The sequence below is a fragment of the Nonomuraea sp. NPDC003754 genome (genome assembly GCF_053605785.1).
The window spans coordinates 327,665-345,573 of record NZ_JBSGJX010000003.1 but is presented as its reverse complement, the minus strand read 5'-3'; the positions used below and the strand labels follow the sequence as shown (position 1 = coordinate 345,573).

Annotated in this window: 17 protein-coding genes; 12 read left to right on the top strand and 5 right to left on the bottom strand. The window is 69.2% G+C overall.

The features are described from left to right. Positions 1-63 precede the first annotated feature (63 nt). From ACWEVS_RS06080 to ACWEVS_RS06070, 3 genes are read left to right on the top strand one after another with little or no spacing between them, the layout of a single operon-like run. Positions 64-2,589 carry a transglycosylase domain-containing protein gene (locus ACWEVS_RS06080; RefSeq protein ID WP_452550186.1) on the top strand — a complete coding sequence of 842 codons (2,526 nt, stop codon included), beginning with the start codon at positions 64-66 and terminating at the stop codon, positions 2,587-2,589. Next, positions 2,586-3,884 carry a glycosyltransferase family 87 protein gene (locus ACWEVS_RS06075; RefSeq protein WP_452550184.1) on the top strand — a complete coding sequence of 433 codons (1,299 nt, stop codon included), beginning with the start codon at positions 2,586-2,588 and terminating at the stop codon, positions 3,882-3,884. The genes ACWEVS_RS06080 and ACWEVS_RS06075 overlap by 4 nt, the downstream gene beginning before the upstream one ends. Beyond that, positions 3,884-4,930, top strand: coding sequence for a mannosyltransferase family protein (locus ACWEVS_RS06070; protein ID WP_449915996.1), 1,047 nt, complete (start codon positions 3,884-3,886; stop codon positions 4,928-4,930). The genes ACWEVS_RS06075 and ACWEVS_RS06070 overlap by 1 nt, the downstream gene beginning before the upstream one ends. Positions 4,931-4,993: 63 nt before the next feature. Here ACWEVS_RS06070 and ACWEVS_RS06065 read toward each other — a convergent pair whose 3' ends face one another. Beyond that, the gene (locus tag ACWEVS_RS06065) at positions 4,994-5,737 is read right to left on the bottom strand and encodes a deoxyribonuclease IV (RefSeq protein WP_452550182.1); all 744 of its coding nucleotides are present in this window, start codon (positions 5,735-5,737) and stop codon (positions 4,994-4,996) included. A gap of 75 nt (positions 5,738-5,812) precedes the next feature. On the opposite strand from ACWEVS_RS06065, the gene ACWEVS_RS06060 reads away from it, so the two are divergent. Beyond that, complete coding sequence (locus ACWEVS_RS06060) at positions 5,813-5,989, top strand: hypothetical protein (RefSeq protein ID WP_449915991.1); 177 nt, start codon at positions 5,813-5,815, stop codon at positions 5,987-5,989. Positions 5,990-6,109: 120 nt separating this feature from the next. On the opposite strand, the gene ACWEVS_RS06055 is transcribed toward ACWEVS_RS06060, so the two are convergent. Next, on the bottom strand, positions 6,110-6,421 hold the full coding sequence (locus ACWEVS_RS06055) for a hypothetical protein (RefSeq protein ID WP_354919207.1): 312 nt from the start codon (positions 6,419-6,421) through the stop codon (positions 6,110-6,112). A 187-nt stretch (positions 6,422-6,608) separates the two neighbouring features. Between ACWEVS_RS06055 and rpsF the strand changes: the two genes are divergently transcribed. The 4 genes from rpsF (at position 6,609) to rplI (ending at position 8,360) form a co-directional block, all read left to right on the top strand. Then, positions 6,609-6,899 carry a 30S ribosomal protein S6 gene (rpsF, locus tag ACWEVS_RS06050; protein WP_379572850.1) on the top strand — a complete coding sequence of 97 codons (291 nt, stop codon included), beginning with the start codon at positions 6,609-6,611 and terminating at the stop codon, positions 6,897-6,899. An 80-nt stretch (positions 6,900-6,979) separates the two neighbouring features. Then, positions 6,980-7,549, top strand: coding sequence for a single-stranded DNA-binding protein (locus ACWEVS_RS06045; RefSeq protein ID WP_449915987.1), 570 nt, complete (start codon positions 6,980-6,982; stop codon positions 7,547-7,549). A 112-nt stretch (positions 7,550-7,661) separates the two neighbouring features. After that, positions 7,662-7,898, top strand: a complete 237-nt coding sequence (gene rpsR, locus ACWEVS_RS06040; RefSeq protein ID WP_020543048.1) for a 30S ribosomal protein S18 — start codon at positions 7,662-7,664, stop codon at positions 7,896-7,898. 15 nt (positions 7,899-7,913) lie between these two features. Further along, on the top strand, positions 7,914-8,360 hold the full coding sequence (gene rplI, locus ACWEVS_RS06035) for a 50S ribosomal protein L9 (RefSeq protein ID WP_354919198.1): 447 nt from the start codon (positions 7,914-7,916) through the stop codon (positions 8,358-8,360). A gap of 823 nt (positions 8,361-9,183) precedes the next feature. Here rplI and ACWEVS_RS06030 read toward each other — a convergent pair. Then, positions 9,184-9,762 (bottom strand): dienelactone hydrolase family protein, encoded by a 579-nt coding sequence (locus ACWEVS_RS06030; RefSeq protein ID WP_452550180.1) that lies wholly within the window; start codon positions 9,760-9,762, stop codon positions 9,184-9,186. Between the two features lie 172 nt (positions 9,763-9,934). On the opposite strand from ACWEVS_RS06030, the gene ACWEVS_RS06025 reads away from it, so the two are divergent. Genes ACWEVS_RS06025 through ACWEVS_RS06015 form a run of 3 tightly spaced genes read left to right on the top strand, consistent with a single transcriptional unit; the run spans position 9,935 to position 12,383 of the window. After that, positions 9,935-10,801 (top strand): ABC transporter substrate-binding protein, encoded by an 867-nt coding sequence (locus ACWEVS_RS06025; protein WP_452550178.1) that lies wholly within the window; start codon positions 9,935-9,937, stop codon positions 10,799-10,801. Continuing rightward, positions 10,801-11,643: an amino acid ABC transporter permease gene (locus ACWEVS_RS06020; protein ID WP_354919189.1), complete on the top strand. Its 843-nt coding sequence runs from the start codon at positions 10,801-10,803 to the stop codon at positions 11,641-11,643. Before ACWEVS_RS06025 ends, ACWEVS_RS06020 begins: the two co-directional genes overlap by 1 nt. Then, positions 11,640-12,383 (top strand): amino acid ABC transporter ATP-binding protein, encoded by a 744-nt coding sequence (locus ACWEVS_RS06015; RefSeq protein ID WP_354919186.1) that lies wholly within the window; start codon positions 11,640-11,642, stop codon positions 12,381-12,383. Before ACWEVS_RS06020 ends, ACWEVS_RS06015 begins: the two co-directional genes overlap by 4 nt. Before the next feature lie 37 nt (positions 12,384-12,420). On the opposite strand, the gene ACWEVS_RS06010 is transcribed toward ACWEVS_RS06015, so the two are convergent. Further along, positions 12,421-13,863 (bottom strand): amino acid permease, encoded by a 1,443-nt coding sequence (locus ACWEVS_RS06010; protein WP_449915978.1) that lies wholly within the window; start codon positions 13,861-13,863, stop codon positions 12,421-12,423. A gap of 85 nt (positions 13,864-13,948) precedes the next feature. Further along, the gene (locus ACWEVS_RS06005) at positions 13,949-15,244 is read right to left on the bottom strand and encodes an MATE family efflux transporter (protein WP_452550176.1); all 1,296 of its coding nucleotides are present in this window, start codon (positions 15,242-15,244) and stop codon (positions 13,949-13,951) included. A 302-nt stretch (positions 15,245-15,546) separates the two neighbouring features. Here ACWEVS_RS06005 and dnaB point away from each other — a divergent pair, with 302 nt between their 5' ends. Next, complete coding sequence (gene dnaB / locus ACWEVS_RS06000; protein WP_452550217.1) at positions 15,547-17,898, top strand: replicative DNA helicase; 2,352 nt, start codon at positions 15,547-15,549, stop codon at positions 17,896-17,898. Positions 17,899-17,909 lie beyond the last annotated feature (11 nt).

Sequence of the window (17,909 nt, the reverse complement as noted above, 5' to 3'; positions counted from 1 at the left end):
CAGGGGAGGCGCCGTCGCTCGAGTCCCGTGCCCGCTTCGCAGCCGACACAAACCGGCTGGGGCATGGAACGCCGTCCCGAGGCCGCCTACGAGCAGACGGGCGCGATGGACGCGCAGCCGCCCGCACCCTCCCGGCCGTCGGGGCCGCAGCAGGTGCCGCCACAGCAGACCGCGCAGTACCCCGTGGACGGACCCCCGTCGCGCCGGCGCGGTGCCGAGGAGACGATGGTGGGCGGACCCGAGCCGCGCCGCTCCCGCGGCGGCCGGGGCCCGCGCGGCCCCGAGGGCCCGGGTCGCGGCGGCGGTGGCGGCGGTGGCGAAGGCGGCGACGCGGGGAAGGGCCGCCGCGGCTGGAAGCGGTTCATCCCGAACTGGAAGATCGTCATGGCCAGCATGGTCGTGCTGGCCGCCGGCCTGTTCGGGATGATCTGGGTCGCCTACGCGAACACACCGCTGCCCGAGGTCGCCCAGCAGAACGCGGTCGCGCAGGAAAGCATCATCTACTACCGGGACGGCAAGACCGAGATCGCCCGCTGGGGCATCCCGCGAAAGATCATCAAGTTCAGCGAGGTCAACGACGCGGTCAAGGACGCGACGATCGCCATCGAGAACAAGACCTTCTGGGAGGACTCCGGCATCTCCATCCCCGGCATCGCCCGCTCGGTGTGGATGACCGTGACCCGCCAGCAGGTCCAGGGCGCCTCCACCATCACCCAGCAGATGGCGCGCAACTACTACGAGGGCCTCAGCCAGGAGCAGTCGATCCAGCGGAAGGTCAAAGAGATCTTCGTCGCGGTGAAGCTCAACAAGGAGAAGTCCAAAGAGGACATCCTCATGGACTACCTCAACACGATCAACTACGGCCGTGCCTACGGCATCCAGGCGGCCGCCGAGGCCTACTTCGGCAAGAACACCAAGGCCGCCAAGCTCACCCCCGCGCAGGCGGCGTACCTGGCCGCCCGCATCCAGCAGCCCAACTGGGACGGTGAGGACCCCCGGCTGAAGTCGCGGTGGAGCACCGTGATCAAGTACATGGCCGACCAGTTCCCGCAGAAGTACGGCAACCTGCCGGCGACCGCCAAGTGGCCGAAGGTCAAGAAGCCCACCGACAAGAGCGAGATGTCCGGGCTCACCGGCTACATGGTCAGGGAGGTCCTCAACGAGCTCGAGCGCAACAACATCAGCAGCGACGAGATCGAGCGCAGCGGCTACCGGATCGTCTCGACGTTCGACAAGCAGCTGATGAGGGACGCCAAGGCGGCGGTCGAGGGCGTGACCGCGCGCATGAACAAGGAGTTCCACGCGGGTCTGGCCGCCGTCGACCCCCGAAACGGCAGGGTGCTCGCCTTCTACGGCGGCAGGAACTACATCACCGACCCGTGGAACGAGCCCTTCAAGTCCTACAAGCAGGCGGCCTCGGCCTTCAAGCCGTACGTGCTGGCCGCCTGGCTCGACGCCGGCTACAGCCTCAACAGCTTCGTGCCGGGCAACGAGACCGTGCCCAAGGAGATCCCGGGCCAGCAGATCGGCGGCTACCGCAACAGCCACAACGTCGGCCAGGCCGTCGATGTCGTCAAGGCCACCGCCGCCTCGGTCAACACCGCGTACGTCTCCATGGCCTACAAGCTGCCCGGCCAGCTGGAGGACGTGAAGCGGATCGTCGTGGAGGCGGGTCTCGGCAAGAAGCGGATGGACGACGACGTCGCCTCCCACGCCTACGGCTTCTCGATCGGCTCGGCGCTGGTGTCCCCCGTCGAGCAGGCGGCCGGCTACTCGATCTTCGCCAACGGCGGCAAGCACGCCGACTACCACGTGGTTCAGAAGGTCCTCAACCCGGACAAGAGCATCCGCTGGAACCCCGAGAAGAAGCTGCCGCGGCAGGTGATCTCGGCCGAGGCCGCCGCCGACGCCACCGCCGCGATGCAGTCGGTGCTCAAGGCCGGCGGCACCGCCGCGGGCAAGGGCCTGGGCAACCGCCCGGCCGCCGGCAAGACCGGCACCAACAACGACGAGAAGGAAGCCTGGTTCGTCGGCTACACGCCGCAGATCTCCACCGCGGTCGGCTTCTACCGCGAGGAGTGCAGGACCGCCTCCGGCAAGGTCGTCCCGCCGCAGCACTCCAACTGCCCCGTGACCGACGGCAAGAAGAACAGCAAGTACGACGGGATCAACAAGGTCTACACCAAGCCCTACGAGGTGTCGCTGGGCTTCGAGGGCGCCGGTCCGCCCACCGAGGTGTGGCGTGCCTTCATGCTGCGCGCCCACGAGACGCTGAAGCTGCCGGTCGAGCAGTTCCCGGCCAGGGCGAACATCGGCCAGTCCGAGAACATCGTGGAGAAGCCGGAGCCCAAGCCGACCCCGACCACCGACAACCCGTTCGGCACGCCGGACGACCCGTGGGGCGACGACAACGGCAACGACTGCGGCCTGCTCGGCTGCGACAGCGACGACGACAACGACGGCCTGCCCGAGGACGGCCAGACGGAGGCCGACAGGCTCGGTGACGTCGGCTCCGGCGACGACCCGATGGGCGGCGGCGCGATCGTGCCCGATCCCATGGCCGGATCCACCAGGCGCGACAGCGAATGACACGGCTGGGGACGACGGCGCGGACGGTCGTGCCGTACCTGCCCCTGGGGCTCATGGCGGCCCTGGGGGCGGTCCTCGCCTACGTCTGGAAGCTGCCCTGCAGGACGGGCGGCTGGAACAACTCCATCCAGACGTACGCGAACGCCTGCTACACCGACATCTACCCGCTCTTCTTCGACCGGCAGCTCCACACGCAGGACCCGTACTTCGCCGCGGTGCCGTTCGACAAGCAGGTGGAGTACCCCGTCGTGCTCGGCGAGGTCATGCAGGTCATCGCCTGGCTGGTGCGCCGGCTGGCGCCGGACGAGGCGACCCAGGCGGTGCGGTTCTACGACATCACGGTGATCCTGCTGGGGATCTCCCTCGTGATCGGCGTGCTGCTGATGGCCGCCGTGGCCGGGCCCACCCGCAGATGGGACGCCGCCTGGTACGCCCTCGCCCCCGGCGTGATCCTCGCCGCCTACATCAACTGGGACCTGATCGCGGGCGCGCTGTCGATGGGCTTCCTGCTGGCGTGGGCGCGCCGCCGCCAGGTGCTGGCCGGCGTGCTGCTCGGTCTGGCGATCGCGACCAAGTTCTACCCGCTGATGTTCCTCGGCGCGCTGTTCCTGCTGACCGTGCGCACCGGAAAATGGCGGCCCTTCCTCGTCTCGCTGGGCTCGGCGGTGGCGGCCTGGCTCGTCGTCAACGTCCCGTTCATGGTGCTGGCGTGGGAGGGCTGGCGGCGCTTCTACGTCTTCTCCCAGGAGCGCGGCGTCGACTGGGGCTCGCCCTGGCTGTTCTTCGAGCGCAAGGACTGGCCGATCCTCGGCGACATGGACCCGAGCCTGCTCGGCATGGTCTCGCTGGCGCTGCTGTGTCTCGGCATCGCCGTCCTGACCGTGCTGGCGCCGCAGCGGCCCCGCCTGGCGCAGATCTGCTTCCTGGCGCTGGCCGCGCTCATGATGACCAACAAGGTGTGGTCGCCGCAGTTCGTGCTGTGGCTGGTGCCGTTCGCCGTGCTGGCCAGGCCCAACTGGAAGCCGCTGGCGCTGTGGCAGGTCGCCGAGGTGTGGTACTTCTTCGCGATCTGGCTCTACCTGCTCTACCAGGACGAGGCGAGCAGGCACCTGGGCATCGGCGACGACGTCTACTTCACCGCCGTCTGGGGCCGCGTCATCACGATCCTCATCATGATGGCGTTCGTGGTGCGCGACATCCTCCGTCCTGACAAGGACGTGGTACGGCAGGCAGGCGTCGACGACCAGACGGGCGGCGTCTTCGACCGCGCCCCTGACAGGTTCGCGCTCACCTGATGAGGGCGCTCGGGATCTGGGTCACCTCCCGTCTCGGGCTCCTGCTCGCCACCCTGATGGGCGCGTCATGGCTGGCCGGCGCGGGCGGCTACCTCGACAGGTGGAAGCAGTGGGACGCCAGCCTCTTCGTCACGATCGCCCAGCACGGCTACGGCGGCGACCCCGGCGCCCCGCGTGACCCCGGCCTGCCCGCGTTCTTCCCTGGCATGCCCGCCATGCTCAGGCTCGTCCACCTGGTCGTCCCCGACTGGGCGCTGTGCGGGCTGCTGATCTCGCTGGTCGCGGGTGGCGTGGCGGCGATGGCGCTGGCGCGGCTCGCGGAGTTCGAGGGCGGCTCGGGCTCCACGGCGGTGCTGGCCATGGTGCTGTTCCCCACGGCGGTCTTCCTGGCCGCCGGCTACAGCGAGGCGTTGTTCCTCGCGCTCGCGATCCCCGCCTGGCTGGCGGCGCGCAGGAGGCAGTGGGCCGCCGCCGCGCTGCTGGCCGCAGGGGCGTCCGCCGTCCGGATCACGGGGATGTTCCTGGCGGTCGCGCTGATCGTGGAGTTCGTGCTCAGCAAGCCGCGCTGGCGGGAACTGCCGTGGCTGACCGTCCCCTTCGTCCCGTTGCTCGCCTACTCGTGGTATCTGCACGACCGTACCGGTGACTGGCTGGCCTGGAAGCACGCGCAGGAGGCCGGGTGGGGCCGGGAGATGGTGTGGCCGTGGGAGGCGTGGCGGACCACCTGGAACTCGGCCATGGGCACCGACGACTTCGCCGTCGCCTTCCGGATGGAGATCGTCGGCGCCGTGGTGGCCGTCGCGGTGCTGGTCTGGCTGCTCGTGCGGCGCCGGTGGAGCGAGTTCGTCTACTGCGGCCTGCAGGCGGGCGCGCTGCTGCTGTCGGCCTACTACCTGTCGGTGCCGCGCGCCCTGATCCTGTGGTTCCCGCTGTGGGTGCTGATCTCCCGGCTGTCGACCCGGTGGATCATCGGGTACGGCCTGCTCCTCGGCCCGCTGATGGTGCTGAACACCCTGAGGTTCCTCACCGGCGCGTGGGCCGGCTGACATCCGTACCCGCTTCCGGTGGAAAGTAATCCATGGAAGTTATCCACAGGCTGTGTGTTTCCCTCACAGGTTCTTGCGGAGGAAGGCGATGTCCTCGGCCTGACCTGCGAACGGCGTCTCCACGATGATCGGCGCCCCCGCCTTGCGGCACACCTCCAGAATCAGCTCGGACTCGATCTGCCCCTGACCGAGGTTGGCGTGGCGGTCGGCGCCCGAGTCGAAGGCGTCACGCGAGTCGTTGCAGTGGACCAGGTCGATGCGGCCGGTGATGGCCTTGACCCGGTCGACCACGTCGACCAGCTCCTCGCCGCCCGCGTGGGCGTGGCAGGTGTCGAGGCAGAAGCCCACGTCGAACCCGTCGAGCGCCTCCCACAGCCGGGCGATGCGGTCGAGCCTGCGCGCGATGGCGTTGCCGCCTCCCGCGGTGTTCTCGATCAGCACGGGGATGGGGCACTCCATCCGCTCGAACACCTTGCGCCAGTTGTCGAACCCGATCTGCGGGTCCTCGTCCTTGTTGAGGTGGCCGCCGTGGACGATCAGGCCCTTGGCGCCGAGGCCCGCGGCCGCCTTGAGATGCTGCTCCAGCAGCTTGCGGCTGGGAATCCTGATCCGGTTGTTGGTCGTCGCCACGTTGATCAGGTAGGGCGCGTGGATGTAGATGTCGACGCCCTCGACCGGCTTGTCGGGCAGCACGGGCGCCTTGTAGCCCTGCGGGTCGCCGAGGAAGAACTGCACGATCTCCGCGTCGCGTTCGGCCGCGTGGGCCGCGGGATCGTCCTGGTCGACATGAGCTCCGATGCGCACCATGCCTCCCAGGCTATCCGTTTCGGCGGCACGGATCAGGGCAGTCGAGGCGCAGCCCCCCGACGCTAGGAGCGCCAGATGACCCGCTATCGCTTAGGTAGTTTCCTCTTTCTGATCTACGTCCTGGTCGGCCTCTACGTGGCCTGGATCCACGACTACATCACCCCGGCTTTGCTGAAGGACGTGGCCGAGGCGCTGCTGGCCACGTTCCTGTGGTTCGTCCTCCTCCTCGGCGGCGACCTGCACCTGGGGTGAGACCGGCCCGGCGCTCCTCCGCCGCGGCCGCCCAAGGGCGGAGGAGCCCGTTCCACGGGCACGTCTTCAACGGGCACACGGAAGAACGGCACCGCCCGGGGTGCCGCCCGCATCGGGGTGTTATGGCAGGAACCCGCCGCGCGCGATGCCCAGTGCCACGCCCACGAACGACGCCACGATCCCCACGATGTTCAGCGCCCGTTCCGGCGTGGTCGCCGAGATGTACTGCGAGTAGAGCCCGAGGCCGAAGCCGAGCGCCCCCACCCACGACGAGACGACGTGGGCGTCGGGGAAGAAGGTCGACCCGAACGCGACCAGGCCGCACACCAGCGTGGCGATCGACAGCAGGTTCTCGATCGGGTGCGGGCGGCCGTCGCTGTTGAGCGTCAGCCTGGACCTCTCGTTCTCGCCGGGACGAAGCACGTGTGGCATGGCTACCACCCCCTCATCTGTAAAGGAGTTCCCATCCGTGCGCGGCTGGTAACCTGAGCAGGCTGCGTTGTGCTGTGTCAACCGCCACCGGGTCGCCGAAAGGGGCGATCCCGGGAAAAACGTCAGCGTCCTCCTGTCACGACAGATTGTCGTGACCGCAAGAGTCCAGAGGAGGTTGGAGTCCATCATGCGTCGTTACGAAGTAATGGTGATCCTGGACCCTTCGCTCGATGAGCGCACTGTGGCGCCGTCCCTCGACCAGTTCCTCGCCGTCGTCCGCAACGACGGTGGCACCGTGGAGAAGGTCGACGTGTGGGGCCGCCGTCGCCTTGCCTACGACATCGACAAGAAGTCGGAAGGCATCTACGCCGTCATCGACCTGTCCGCCGAGCCGGCCACGGTCAAGGAGCTCGACCGCCAGATGAACCTCAACGAGGGCATCATGCGGACCAAGGTTCTCCGCCCGGACGTGCACTAAGCAGCTCGTTCTCCCGATTTTCTGTCGGGGGCGGGCCGTAGTCTGAGCCGTAACCCAAGAGTTGAGGAAGGGCTCCAGCCATGGCAGCAGGCGACACCGTCATCACCATCGTCGGCAATCTTGTCAACGATCCTGAGCTGCGCTTCACCCCTACGGGGCAAGCCGTGGCCCAGTTCCGCGTCGCGTCCACTCCGCGGTTCATGGACCGCCAGACCAACGAGTGGAAGGACGGCGAAAGCCTCTTCCTGACCTGCAACGTGTGGCGGCAGGCGGCCGAGAACGTCGCCGAGTCGCTGCAGCGCGGCATGCGGGTCATCGTTCAGGGGCGGCTCAAGCAGCGGTCTTACGAGACCAAGGAAGGCGAGAAGCGCACGGTCTACGAGGTCGAGGTCGACGAGATCGGCCCGTCCCTGCGTAACGCCACCGCCAAGGTCAACCGCACCTCCCGTCAGGGTGGTGGCGGCGGCTTCGGCGGCGGCCCCGCCGACGACCCGTGGGCCTCTGCCACGCCCGCCCCGCCCCAGGGCGGCGGCTTCGGCGGCGGCGGTGGCGGCGGCTACGGCGGCGGCAACCAGGGTGGCGGCTTCGGCGGCCAGCAGGGTGGCGGCGGCTTCGGCGGCGGCGACTTCAGCGACGAGCCTCCCTTCTAACCCGAAGGGCCCGTTCGCGGGCCCTTCCCGGTCGGGCCGCCAGGCCTGACCACCTGTCAACAAGCCCGAGTCCATTCCCGCTTCACGGCGGGGCTCTGAAAGGAGCACCACGATGGCTAAGCCGGCACTGCGCAAGCCCAAGAAGAAGGTTTGCCTGTTCTGCCACGACAAGATCTCCTACGTCGACTACAAGGACACGGCGCTGCTTCGGAAGTTCATCTCCGACCGCGGCAAGATCCGTGCGCGCCGGGTGACGGGCAACTGCACCCAGCACCAGCGCGACGTGGCGACCGCGATCAAGAACGCCCGTGAGGTGGCTCTGCTGCCCTACACGAGCACCGCGCGCTAAGGGAGGACTTGCGACATGAAGCTCATCCTCACCACCGAGGTCTCCGGCCTCGGCGCCCCCGGCGACATCGTCGAGGTCAAGGACGGCTACGGCCGCAACTACCTCGTGCCCCGCGGCTACGCGATCCAGTGGACGCGTGGTGGCGAGAAGCAGATCGCTTCGATCAAGAAGGCGCGCGACGCCCGCGAGATCCGCGACCTGGGCACCGCCAAGGAGGTCGCCGGCCAGCTCCGCGCCCTCAAGGTCAAGCTGGCGACCCGCGCGGGCGAGTCCGGCCGCCTGTTCGGCTCCGTCACCACCGGTGACATCGCCGAGGCGGTCCAGAAGGCCGGTGGCCCGGCCCTCGACCGTCGCCGCATCGAGATCGTCAACGCGATCAAGAGCGTCGGCTCCCACAAGGTCAGCGTCAAGCTGCACCCCGAGGTCTCCGCTTCCCTCGACGTCGAAGTCGTCGCCGGCTAGCGGTTTCCGCACCAGCGAAAACCCCCGCGGGGATTCCCGCGGGGGTTTTCGTCATTCCACGGCCTCTCAGCCCGACCTGGACCGAGGCACGCTCCTTCCCCCGATCTCGTCCGGGGGATCGCGGGCGAGCGCGCTTCCTGCCCGCTCCGCCCGGCGCTCAGGCGGTCACTCTCGCAGTTCTGTCAGGGGACCCTGCGAGGGTGGGGCACGCTTCCCTGTTCGCGCCGCTCAGGCGGTCGCTCTCGCGGTTCTGCCCGGGGATCGTGGGTGGCCGGGGCACCGGCGCTGCCCGTGCTGCCCGCCGCTCACTCGGGAGGCTCTGCCCGTGCTGCCCGCCGTCCGCCAGCCGCTCTCGCGGTTCTGTCCGGGGATCGTGGGTGGCCGGGGCACCGGCGCTGCCCGTGCTGCCCGCCGCTCACTCGGGAGGCTCTGCCCGTGCTGCCCGCCGTCCGCCAGCCGCTCTCGCGGTTCTGTCCGGGGATCGTGGGTGGCCGGGGCACCGGCGCTGCCCGCCGTCTGCCGCTCACTCGCGAGGCTCTGCCCGCTCCGCCCGCCGTCCGCTGGTCGCTCGCGAGTCCTCGGTCACGCGCGAGGCTCTGCCCGCGCTGCCCGCTGTCCGCCGGTCACTCGCTAGGTTCTGTTCGGGGATGGTGCGGGGTCGGGGAGGCTTGCTCGCTCGGCTCGCGTGCGGGGATTCCCGTAGCGGATGGGGTGGTCGCGTCCGTCGATGCCCGCCGCCGCGGACCGAAGGACGCTCGCCACCGCGAACCGAAGGACGCTCGCCGCCGTGACCTGAGCCGGCGAGCGCCTGCCGTGCGGGCGGCTACGCGACCCGGTCGAGAAAGCCCAGCACCCGTTCGGTGAGCAGCGTGGTGGCCGGCTCGTCGTAGGCGGGCAGGCTGGGGTCGGCGAACAGGTGTCGGTCGCCGGGGTAGAGGAACAGCTCGGCGTCCGCGGTCGTCGCGACGAGCGCGCGGGCCGCGGCGAGGTCGCCCTCGTCGACGAAGAACGGGTCGGCGTCCATGCCGTGCACCTGGACCGGCACGCCGTCGGGCCAGCCGCCGCCGAACTCGGCGGTCGGGACGCAGGCGTGGACCAGCACCGCGCCCTTCGCTCCGGCTCGGGTCTGGGCCAGCAGCTGCGCCGGCATCACCCCGAGCGAGAACCCGGCGTAGACGAGCTCGCCGGGCAGCCCTTCGGCGGCGGCCCGCCCCCGCTCGACGATCGCGTCGAACCCTGTTTTCTGGGCGTAGGCGACGCCCTCCTCGAGGCCGGCGAAGACCTGCCCCTCGAACAGGTCAGGCACGTGGACGGTGTGGCCGGCCCGCCTGAGCTCCTCGGCGAACACGCGGACACCGGACGTCAACCCGTGCGCGTGATGGAACAGCAACACCTCGGCCATGTCTCTCCCTTTCCCGTGGCGCCCGGTCGGCTCCGTGGTACCGAGTATCGCCGGGGGCCCTGACAGTTTCCGGTGTCCGGCAGCCGAAGAGCACGTACATATAGGCCCGGATGGAACCGCCATTAGGCCCACGTACAATTTGCACGTTCATTCAGTAGACGTGGAGACGCCCATGGTTCGCCCTTCTATGCTGTTCGCTCTCGGTGCGCTGGCGACGGCGACTGTGGCGTGCGCCCCAGCCGACAACACCGCCAGTACGGCCGCCCCGAGCGGCGCCGCCTCCACCGCCTGCACGAAGGACCAGCTCAAGCTCGTCAACGCGGGCAAGCTGACGATCGGCACCGACAAGCCGGCCTACGAGCCGTGGTTCAAGGACGACGACCCGAGCAACGGCCAGGGCTTCGAGAGCGCGATCGCCTACGCGGTCGCCGGTGAGATGGGCTTCGACCGCGACGAGGTGCAGTGGTCGACGGTCAAGTTCGACACCGCCTTCGCCCCCGGCGCGAAGAAGTTCGACTTCGACATCAACCAGGTCTCGATCACGCCCGCGCGGGCCAAGGCGGTCGACTTCAGCGACGGCTACTACACCGCCAAGCAGGCCGTCGTCGCGGTGAAGGGGTCGAAGGTCGCGGGCGCCACGTCGCTGGCGGCGCTCAAGGACGCCGCGATCGGCGTGCAGGTCGGCACGACCGCGTTCAGCGCCGTCCAGGACATCATCAAGCCGGCCAAGCAGCCGAAGGTCTACAACGACCAGATCGACGCGGTCAACGCGCTGAAGAACGGCCAGATCGACGCGCTCGTCGTCGACCTGCCGACGGCCTTCTACGTGACCGCCGCCCAGGTGGACAACTCCGCCATCATCGGCCAGTTCAGCGCCTCGGGCGGCACGCCCGAGGAGTTCGGCCTGGTCATGGAGAAGGGCAGCGCGCTGAAGTCCTGCGTCGACAAGGCGGTCGACGCGCTCAAGACCAAGGGCGAGCTGGCCAAGATCGAGCAGCAGTGGCTCGGCGAGGCGGCGGGTGCTCCCGAGCTGAAGTGATGGCGTCCACCTGGGTCAAGAGCGAAAAGCAGCTCGAACGTGAGCGGGTGCGCGCCAGGCGCGCCCGCCGTTCGGCCTCCACCGCCACCGTCTCCACGATCGTCTTCCTGGTGCTCGTGGTCTGGGTGGTCACGAACGCGCCCGGCTGGGATCGGGTGCAGGACACCTTCTTCAACCCCGAGCAGTTCGTCGCCGCGCTGCCGGACGTGCTCGACGGGTTCCTGCTCAACGTCAAGATCTTCCTGATCGCCGAGCCGCTGATCCTCGTCGTCGGGCTGCTGGTGGCGCTGGCCCGCGGGCTGACCGCCCCGGTGTTCTTCCCGCTGCGCTGCCTGGCCGTCGCCTACACCGACATCTTCCGCGGCATCCCGACGATCCTGCTGGTCTACCTGGTGGGCTTCGGCCTGCCCGCGCTGCGGCTGCAGGGCACCCCCTCGGACGAGGCGACGCTGGGCATCATCGCGCTGACGCTCTCCTACGGCGCCTACGTGGCGGAGGTGTTCCGCTCCGGCATCGAGTCGATCCATCCCAGCCAGGTGGCCGCGGCCCGCTCGCTCGGGCTGACACAGGGCAAGACGTTGCGCTTCGTGGTGCTGCCGCAGGCCGTGCGCAGGGTGATCCCGCCCCTGCTGAACGACTTCGTGTCGCTGCAGAAGGACACGGCGCTGGTGGCGACGATCGGGGCGATCGAGGCGCTCAGGCAGGCCCAGATCCACGCGTCCAGCTCCTTCAACTACACGCCCTACCTGGTGGCCGCGCTGCTGTTCATCCTGCTCACCATCCCGATGGCGCGCTTCACCGACTACCTGGCCGCGCGGTCGCAGAGGCGGAGGGGACGATGAGCGTGCTCACCCTCGAAGGGGTGTGGAAGAGCTACCACGACCATCCCGTGCTGCGCGGGATCGACCTCGAGGTGGCGCCGCACGAGGTGGTCTGTCTCATCGGCGCCTCCGGATCGGGCAAGTCCACCCTGCTGCGTACGGTGAACCTGCTCGAGACCGTCGACGACGGGATCATCACGCTCGACGGGCGAGAGATCACCGACCCGGATGTCGACGTCGACGACGTGCGCAAGCGCATGGGCATCGTCTTCCAGGCGTTCAACCTGTTCCCGCACATGAGCGTCCTGGACAACATCACGCTGGCCCCGCGCCAGGTGCACGGGGTGTCCAGGAAACAGGCGGAGGAGCAGGCCAGGGAGCTGCTGGCCAGGTTCGGCCTGGCGGAGAAGGCGAAGGCCTACCCCGACCAGCTGTCGGGCGGGCAGCAGCAGCGGGTGGCCATCATCCGCGCCATGGCCACGCAGCCCCGGCTGATGCTGCTCGACGAGGTCACCTCGGCGCTCGACCCCGAACTGGTCACCGAGGTGCTCGGCGTCATCAGGGAGCTCAAGAGCGCGGGCATGACCATGGTCCTGACCACGCACGAGATGAGCTTCTGCCGGGACATCGCCGACACGGTCTGCTTCCTGGACGGCGGCGTGCTGCTCGAACGCGGCACGCCCGAGCAGATCTTCACCGATCCCCGGCATCCGCGCACCCGCGACTTCCTGCGCAGCGTGATCGAGTCCGGCCGCTTCTAGGAACGAGGTACATGGCCGGCGGCCCCGCACCTCGTTCCTAGCGGCGGTGGCGGCCGCGTCCGGAGGCGACGGGGGCGGCCAGCGGGCTGCGGCGCCTGCCGTACACGAGGTAGGCCAGGACGCCCACCGCCATCCACGCCGCGAACGACAGCCACGTCTGGACGCTGAGGTTCACCATCAGCCACAGCGTGGCCAGCATCGACAGCGCGGGCAGCAGCGGGGACAGCGGCACGCTGAACCCGCGAGGCGCGTCCGGCATCCGGCGGCGCAGCACGATCACCCCGGCCGACACCGCGAGGAACGCGAACAACGCCCCGACCACCACGATCTGCTCCAGCATCAGCACCGGAGCCAGCTCGGCCAGCAGGATCGCGGTCACGCCGATCACCAGCGTGACCCTGGTGGGGGAGTGGTAGCGGCGGCTGAGCGTCCCGAGCCCGCGGGGCAGCAGCCCGTCGCGGGCCATCGCGAACATGATCCGGGTCTGCCCCGCGATCAGCACCATGATCACCGTCGTCAGCCCCAGGACGGCGCCGATGTTGATGACGTGCACCATCGCGTTCTCGCCCACCGCCGCGAAGGCCGCCGCCAGCGGCGCCACCTCGGAGATGCGCGTGTACGGCACCATGCCGACCATCACCACCGCCACCGCGATGTAGAGCACGGTGGCGATCACCAGGCTGCGGATCATGCCCTTCGGTACGGCCCGCGGCGCGTCCAGCGTCTCCTCGGCGGCCGTGGCCACGACGTCGAAGCCGATGTAGGCGAAGGCGATCGCGGGAGCGGCGGCGAACACCCCGAACCATCCGAAGGATCCCGCCGGCCCCACCACCAGCCCGAGCAGGGTGTCGGGCGGGCCGGACGACGGCTGGTGCGGCGCGATGAAGTCACCCAGGTTGGCCGGGTCGAAGTGGAGCGCCCCGACGGCGATCACCGCGGCGATGGCGGCGAGCTTGGCCACGACGATCAGCCACAGCGCGCGCAGCCCGAACCTGGCGCTCATCGCGACCGTGGCGGTCAGCAGGCCGAGGACGAGCGCGGTCAGCACGCCCTGGGGCACCGGGAGGGGCACCCCGAGGTCGGCGAACGTCTGGGCGGCGTACAGCGCCCACACCCGCGCCACGACGGCGGCCGCCAGTTGCATCTCCAGGACCAGCGCCCAGCCGACGAGCCAGGCCCACACCTCGCCGAACAGCACGTAGGAGAAGGTGTAGGCGCTGCCCGAGGCGGGGATCGTGGAGGCCAGCTCGGCGTAACAGAGCGCGGCCAGCAGCGAGGCGATCCCGGCGATCATGAAGGAGAGGATCACGCCGGGGCCGGCGGTGGTGACCGCCTGGCGGCCGGCGACGCTGAAGATGCCCGCGCCGATCATCACGCCGAGCCCGAGGATCACCAGGTCGGCAGGCCGGTAGAGCCGGTGCAGGCGGTGCCGGGCACCGGTGCGCGGGCCGGTGGCCGCGGCGAGGGGGAGACGGGGCACGTGTCTGTACCAATCGCCGGGGTGAGGATTCTCACCATGCAGGCCGTGGAGCGTGCCAGGCAAGCACGGGCCGGTTGACTAGTGGTCAACCTCCGGTAACCAGCCACCGCGTGCCGTACGCCCTGGCTCCCAGCGTGAGGAGACGCGCGACCATCCACACGCCCAGGGCCAGCCACAACACGACCAGGTCGCCCGCCGCGAGCGCCAGTGGCAGGTAGGCGAGCGTCGTCCACACCCCGGCCCACGCCAGGTAGCGCTGGTCGCCCGCGCCGATCAGGACACCGTCGAGCACGAACACGATGCCCGAGACCGGCTGGAGCAGCGCCACCACCCACAGCACGCCGAGCAGCTCGGCGGTCACCTCGGGATCGGCGTCGAAGACGCCGGGGAAGAACGGCCGTCCCACGGCCACGATCAGGCCCAGCGCGACCCCCGACCACAGGCCCCACCACACCATGCGCCTGGTGGCGTCCTTGGTGCCCGCGGCGTCGCCCGCGCCGAGCGAGCGTCCCGTGATGGCCTGCCCCGCGATGGCGATGGCGTCGAGGGCGAGGGCGAGCAGCGTCCACAGCTGGGTGGTGATGGCGTGCGCGGCCAGCTCGGCGGTGCCCAGCCTGGTCGCCATGGCGGTGGCCACCAGGAGCACGATGCGCAGGCAGATCGTCCTGATGAGGAGGGCGACGCTTGCCGTACCGGCCTGTTTGATGCCCGCCGGGTCGGGTGTGAGCGGTACGCCCGCGCGCCGGGCGCCCTTGACGACGACCCACAGGTAGACGCCCGCCGCGGCGGTCTGGGCGAGAACGGTGCCCCACGCCGAGCCCGCGATGCCCCAGTGCAGGCCGAGCACGAACCACGCGTTGAGCACGGCGTTCAGCGTGAAGGAGGCGACGGCGACGACGAGCGGTGTCCTGGTGTCCTGCATGCCGCGCAGGACGCCGGTGCCGGCGAGCACGACGAGCATGCCGGGGGTGCCGAGCAGGCTGATCCGCAGGTAGGTGGCGGCGTCCGCGGACTGCGCGGGCTCGGCGCCGAACAGGTCGACGATCGCGGGTGACAGCGGCCAGCAGATCACGATGAGCGCGACGCCGATGGCGAAGGCCAGCCACAGCCCGTCCACGCCGTCGCGCATGGCGCGGGTGTGGTTGCCCGCGCCGATCTGCCTGGCGACGGAGGCGGTGGTGCCGTAGGCGAGGAACACGCAGAGATAGACCAGCGTCGACAGGACGGTCCCCGCCACGCCGAGCGCGCCGACCGCGGTGGTGCCCAGACCATGGCCCACGATCGCGTAGTCGGCGATCAGGAACAGCGGCTCGGCGACCAGTGCCCCGAAGGCGGGGAGTGCCAGGCGCAGAATCTCCCTGTCCCGGGCAGTAATGGGCATTTAGCCATTATGCCCCTTACGTAATGATCCTTTGGCGTGTCGGGCCAACTTTCTTTCCTCCACAGCCGGTGGATACTGTTTTCGCTGGTCAGGGCGGTTTTCCACAGCCAGGCTCAGAGTTATCCCCAGGCTCGTCCACAGCGCTCCCACACCTTCCACCGGTTCCTGCACAGCTTGACCACAGGGTTGTCCACAGGCTGCGTTGCCGTACCGTCTAACGACGGGCGAAACTGTCAGCCCGGTCGACTACAAGTGGGGGTGGTGCGACCGCCTGCTAGGTGTTTCGAGGGGGCGCGGTGACCATGGAAGACGACGAGCCAAGCGGCGGTCCTGGCTTCGAGCGCACCCCACCGAGCAACATCGAGGCGGAGCAGTCCGTCCTCGGCGGCATGCTGCTGTCCAAGGACGCCATCGCCGACGTCGTCGAGATCATCAGGTCCGACGACTTCTACCGGCCCGCCCACCAGATGATCTACGAGGTCGTCACCGACCTGTACGGCAGGGGCGAGCCCGCCGACGCCGTCACCGTCTTCGACGAGCTGCAGAAGCGCGGCGAGATGGCCAGGGTCGGCGGCGCCGCCTACCTCCACACGCTGACCGCCGTCGTCCCCACCGCCGCCAACGCCGGCTACTACGCCAAGATCGTCAGGGAGCAGGCCATCCTGCGCCGCCTCATCGAGGCCGGCACCCGCATCGTCTCCTTCGGCTACGGCGGGCAGAACGAAGAGGTCGACGACCTGGTCGACCGGGCACAGGCGGAGATCTACAAGGTCACCGAGCGCCGCACGTCCGAAGACTACGCGCCGCTGTCCGACATCATGCCGGGCGCCCTCGACGAGCTGGAGGCGATCGGCTCCCGCGGCGGCCAGATGGTCGGCGTCCCGACCGGCTTCCAGGACCTCGACTCGCTCACCAACGGCCTGCACCCCGGCCAGATGATCGTCGTCGCCGCCCGCCCCGCGATCGGCAAGGCGCTCGCGCTCGACACTCCTCTGCCGACCCCGACGGGTTGGACCACCATGGGTGAGGTGAGAGTCGGTGACCATCTGATCGGAGCCGACGGAAAGCCCACCCGCGTTGTCGCGGCGACGGACGTCATGCACGGCAGGCCCTGCTACGAGGTGGAGTTCGCCGACGGTACGGTGATCGTCGCCGACGGCTCCCATCAGTGGCTGACGGACACACGGGCATCCCGCAGGGCGGGCCGGCGGAGTGCTTCGGTGAAGACCACCGAGGAGATCGCCGCCACTCTCCTCTGCAACACGTCCGACGTGCGATTCAACCACTCAGTACCCGTCGCCGGTTCCATGGAGCTGCCCGAGCGCGACCTCCCGTTGCCGCCATACACCCTTGGGGTGTGGCTGGGAGACGGGAACAGCGACAGCGCCAGGTTCACATCGGCGGACCCGGAGATCGCCGCTTACATCGAACAAGAGGGGATAGGCGTCGAAAAAGGCGGCCCCTCCACCGGATTGCGCCGCCGGGACCACCACGGGACCGCTCAGGACATTCTCCGCGGTATGGGAGTGCTGGGGAACAAGCACATCCCTTCCATCTACCTGCGTGCCTCCGAACAACAGCGCCGGGACCTGCTCGCCGGCCTGCTGGACACCGACGGGTACGTCGACGACAGCGGCACGGTCGTGTTCGCCGTCACCAACCGGCCACTGGCCTACGACACGCAGGAACTGATCCTCGGTCTCGGATACAAGGCGACCATCGCCACCAAGCGTGTCAACGGCCGCTCAGAGGACGGTTCCACGTGCTACCAGGTCTGCTTCACCCCTGGCGACAAGGTGTTCAAGCTCGGCGGGAAAGCCGCCCGACACCGGCCGCAGGCCAGCCCCAAGGTCGGCTACCGGAACATCGTCGCCGTACGGCGAGTCGAGTCGGTTCCGGTTCGCTGCGTCGAGGTGGACAACCAGGAGCACCTGTACCTCGCCAGTCGGTCCTGGATCCCGACGCACAACTCGACGCTGGGACTGGACTTCGCCAGGTCGGCGGCGATCAAGCATGGGATGACCACGGTCATCTTCTCGCTGGAGATGTCGCGCAACGAGATCACCATGCGACTGCTGTCCGCCGAGGCGCGCGTGGCGCTCCACGCGATGCGCTCGGGCATGATGACCGACGACGACTGGACCAGGCTCGCCCGCAGGATGAGCGAGGTGGCCGAGGCGCCGCTGTTCATCGACGACTCGCCCAACATGTCGATGATGGAGATCAGGGCCAAGTGCCGCCGTCTCAAGCAGCGCAACGACCTGCGTTTCGTCGTCATCGACTACCTCCAGCTGATGAGCTCGCCGAAGAAGACGGAATCCCGGCAGAACGAGGTGTCGGAGATCTCGCGGTCGATCAAGCTGCTGGCCAAGGAGCTCGAGGTGCCGGTGATCGCCATCTCCCAGCTCAACCGTGGTCCCGAGCAGCGCACCGACAAGCGTCCCGCGGTCAGCGACCTTCGCGAATCTGGATCGATCGAGCAGGATGCGGACATGGTGATCCTGCTTCACCGCGAGGACGCCTACGAGCGGGAGTCGCCGCGCGCGGGTGAGGCGGACCTGATCGTGGCCAAGCACCGTAACGGCCCCACGGCGACGGTCACCGTCGCCTTCCAGGGCCACTACAGCCGCTTCGTCGACATGGCCCAGCACTAGCGGCCGGCGCC

What these genes read in the sequence shown, in the direction of transcription:
- ACWEVS_RS06080 (WP_452550186.1), top strand. Translation starts at nt 64, where the DNA reads ATGGAACGCCGTCCCGAGGCCGCCTACGAGCAGACGGGCGCGATGGAC.
- ACWEVS_RS06075 (WP_452550184.1), top strand. Translation starts at nt 2,586, where the DNA reads ATGACACGGCTGGGGACGACGGCGCGGACGGTCGTGCCGTACCTGCCC.
- ACWEVS_RS06070 (WP_449915996.1), top strand. Translation starts at nt 3,884, where the DNA reads ATGAGGGCGCTCGGGATCTGGGTCACCTCCCGTCTCGGGCTCCTGCTC.
- ACWEVS_RS06065 (WP_452550182.1), bottom strand. Translation starts at nt 5,737, where the DNA reads ATGGTGCGCATCGGAGCTCATGTCGACCAGGACGATCCCGCGGCCCAC.
- ACWEVS_RS06060 (WP_449915991.1), top strand. Translation starts at nt 5,813, where the DNA reads ATGACCCGCTATCGCTTAGGTAGTTTCCTCTTTCTGATCTACGTCCTG.
- ACWEVS_RS06055 (WP_354919207.1), bottom strand. Translation starts at nt 6,421, where the DNA reads ATGCCACACGTGCTTCGTCCCGGCGAGAACGAGAGGTCCAGGCTGACG.
- rpsF (WP_379572850.1), top strand. Translation starts at nt 6,609, where the DNA reads ATGCGTCGTTACGAAGTAATGGTGATCCTGGACCCTTCGCTCGATGAG.
- ACWEVS_RS06045 (WP_449915987.1), top strand. Translation starts at nt 6,980, where the DNA reads ATGGCAGCAGGCGACACCGTCATCACCATCGTCGGCAATCTTGTCAAC.
- rpsR (WP_020543048.1), top strand. Translation starts at nt 7,662, where the DNA reads ATGGCTAAGCCGGCACTGCGCAAGCCCAAGAAGAAGGTTTGCCTGTTC.
- rplI (WP_354919198.1), top strand. Translation starts at nt 7,914, where the DNA reads ATGAAGCTCATCCTCACCACCGAGGTCTCCGGCCTCGGCGCCCCCGGC.
- ACWEVS_RS06030 (WP_452550180.1), bottom strand. Translation starts at nt 9,762, where the DNA reads ATGGCCGAGGTGTTGCTGTTCCATCACGCGCACGGGTTGACGTCCGGT.
- ACWEVS_RS06025 (WP_452550178.1), top strand. Translation starts at nt 9,935, where the DNA reads ATGGTTCGCCCTTCTATGCTGTTCGCTCTCGGTGCGCTGGCGACGGCG.
- ACWEVS_RS06020 (WP_354919189.1), top strand. Translation starts at nt 10,801, where the DNA reads ATGGCGTCCACCTGGGTCAAGAGCGAAAAGCAGCTCGAACGTGAGCGG.
- ACWEVS_RS06015 (WP_354919186.1), top strand. Translation starts at nt 11,640, where the DNA reads ATGAGCGTGCTCACCCTCGAAGGGGTGTGGAAGAGCTACCACGACCAT.
- ACWEVS_RS06005 (WP_452550176.1), bottom strand. Translation starts at nt 15,244, where the DNA reads ATGCCCATTACTGCCCGGGACAGGGAGATTCTGCGCCTGGCACTCCCC.
- dnaB (WP_452550217.1), top strand. Translation starts at nt 15,547, where the DNA reads ATGGAAGACGACGAGCCAAGCGGCGGTCCTGGCTTCGAGCGCACCCCA.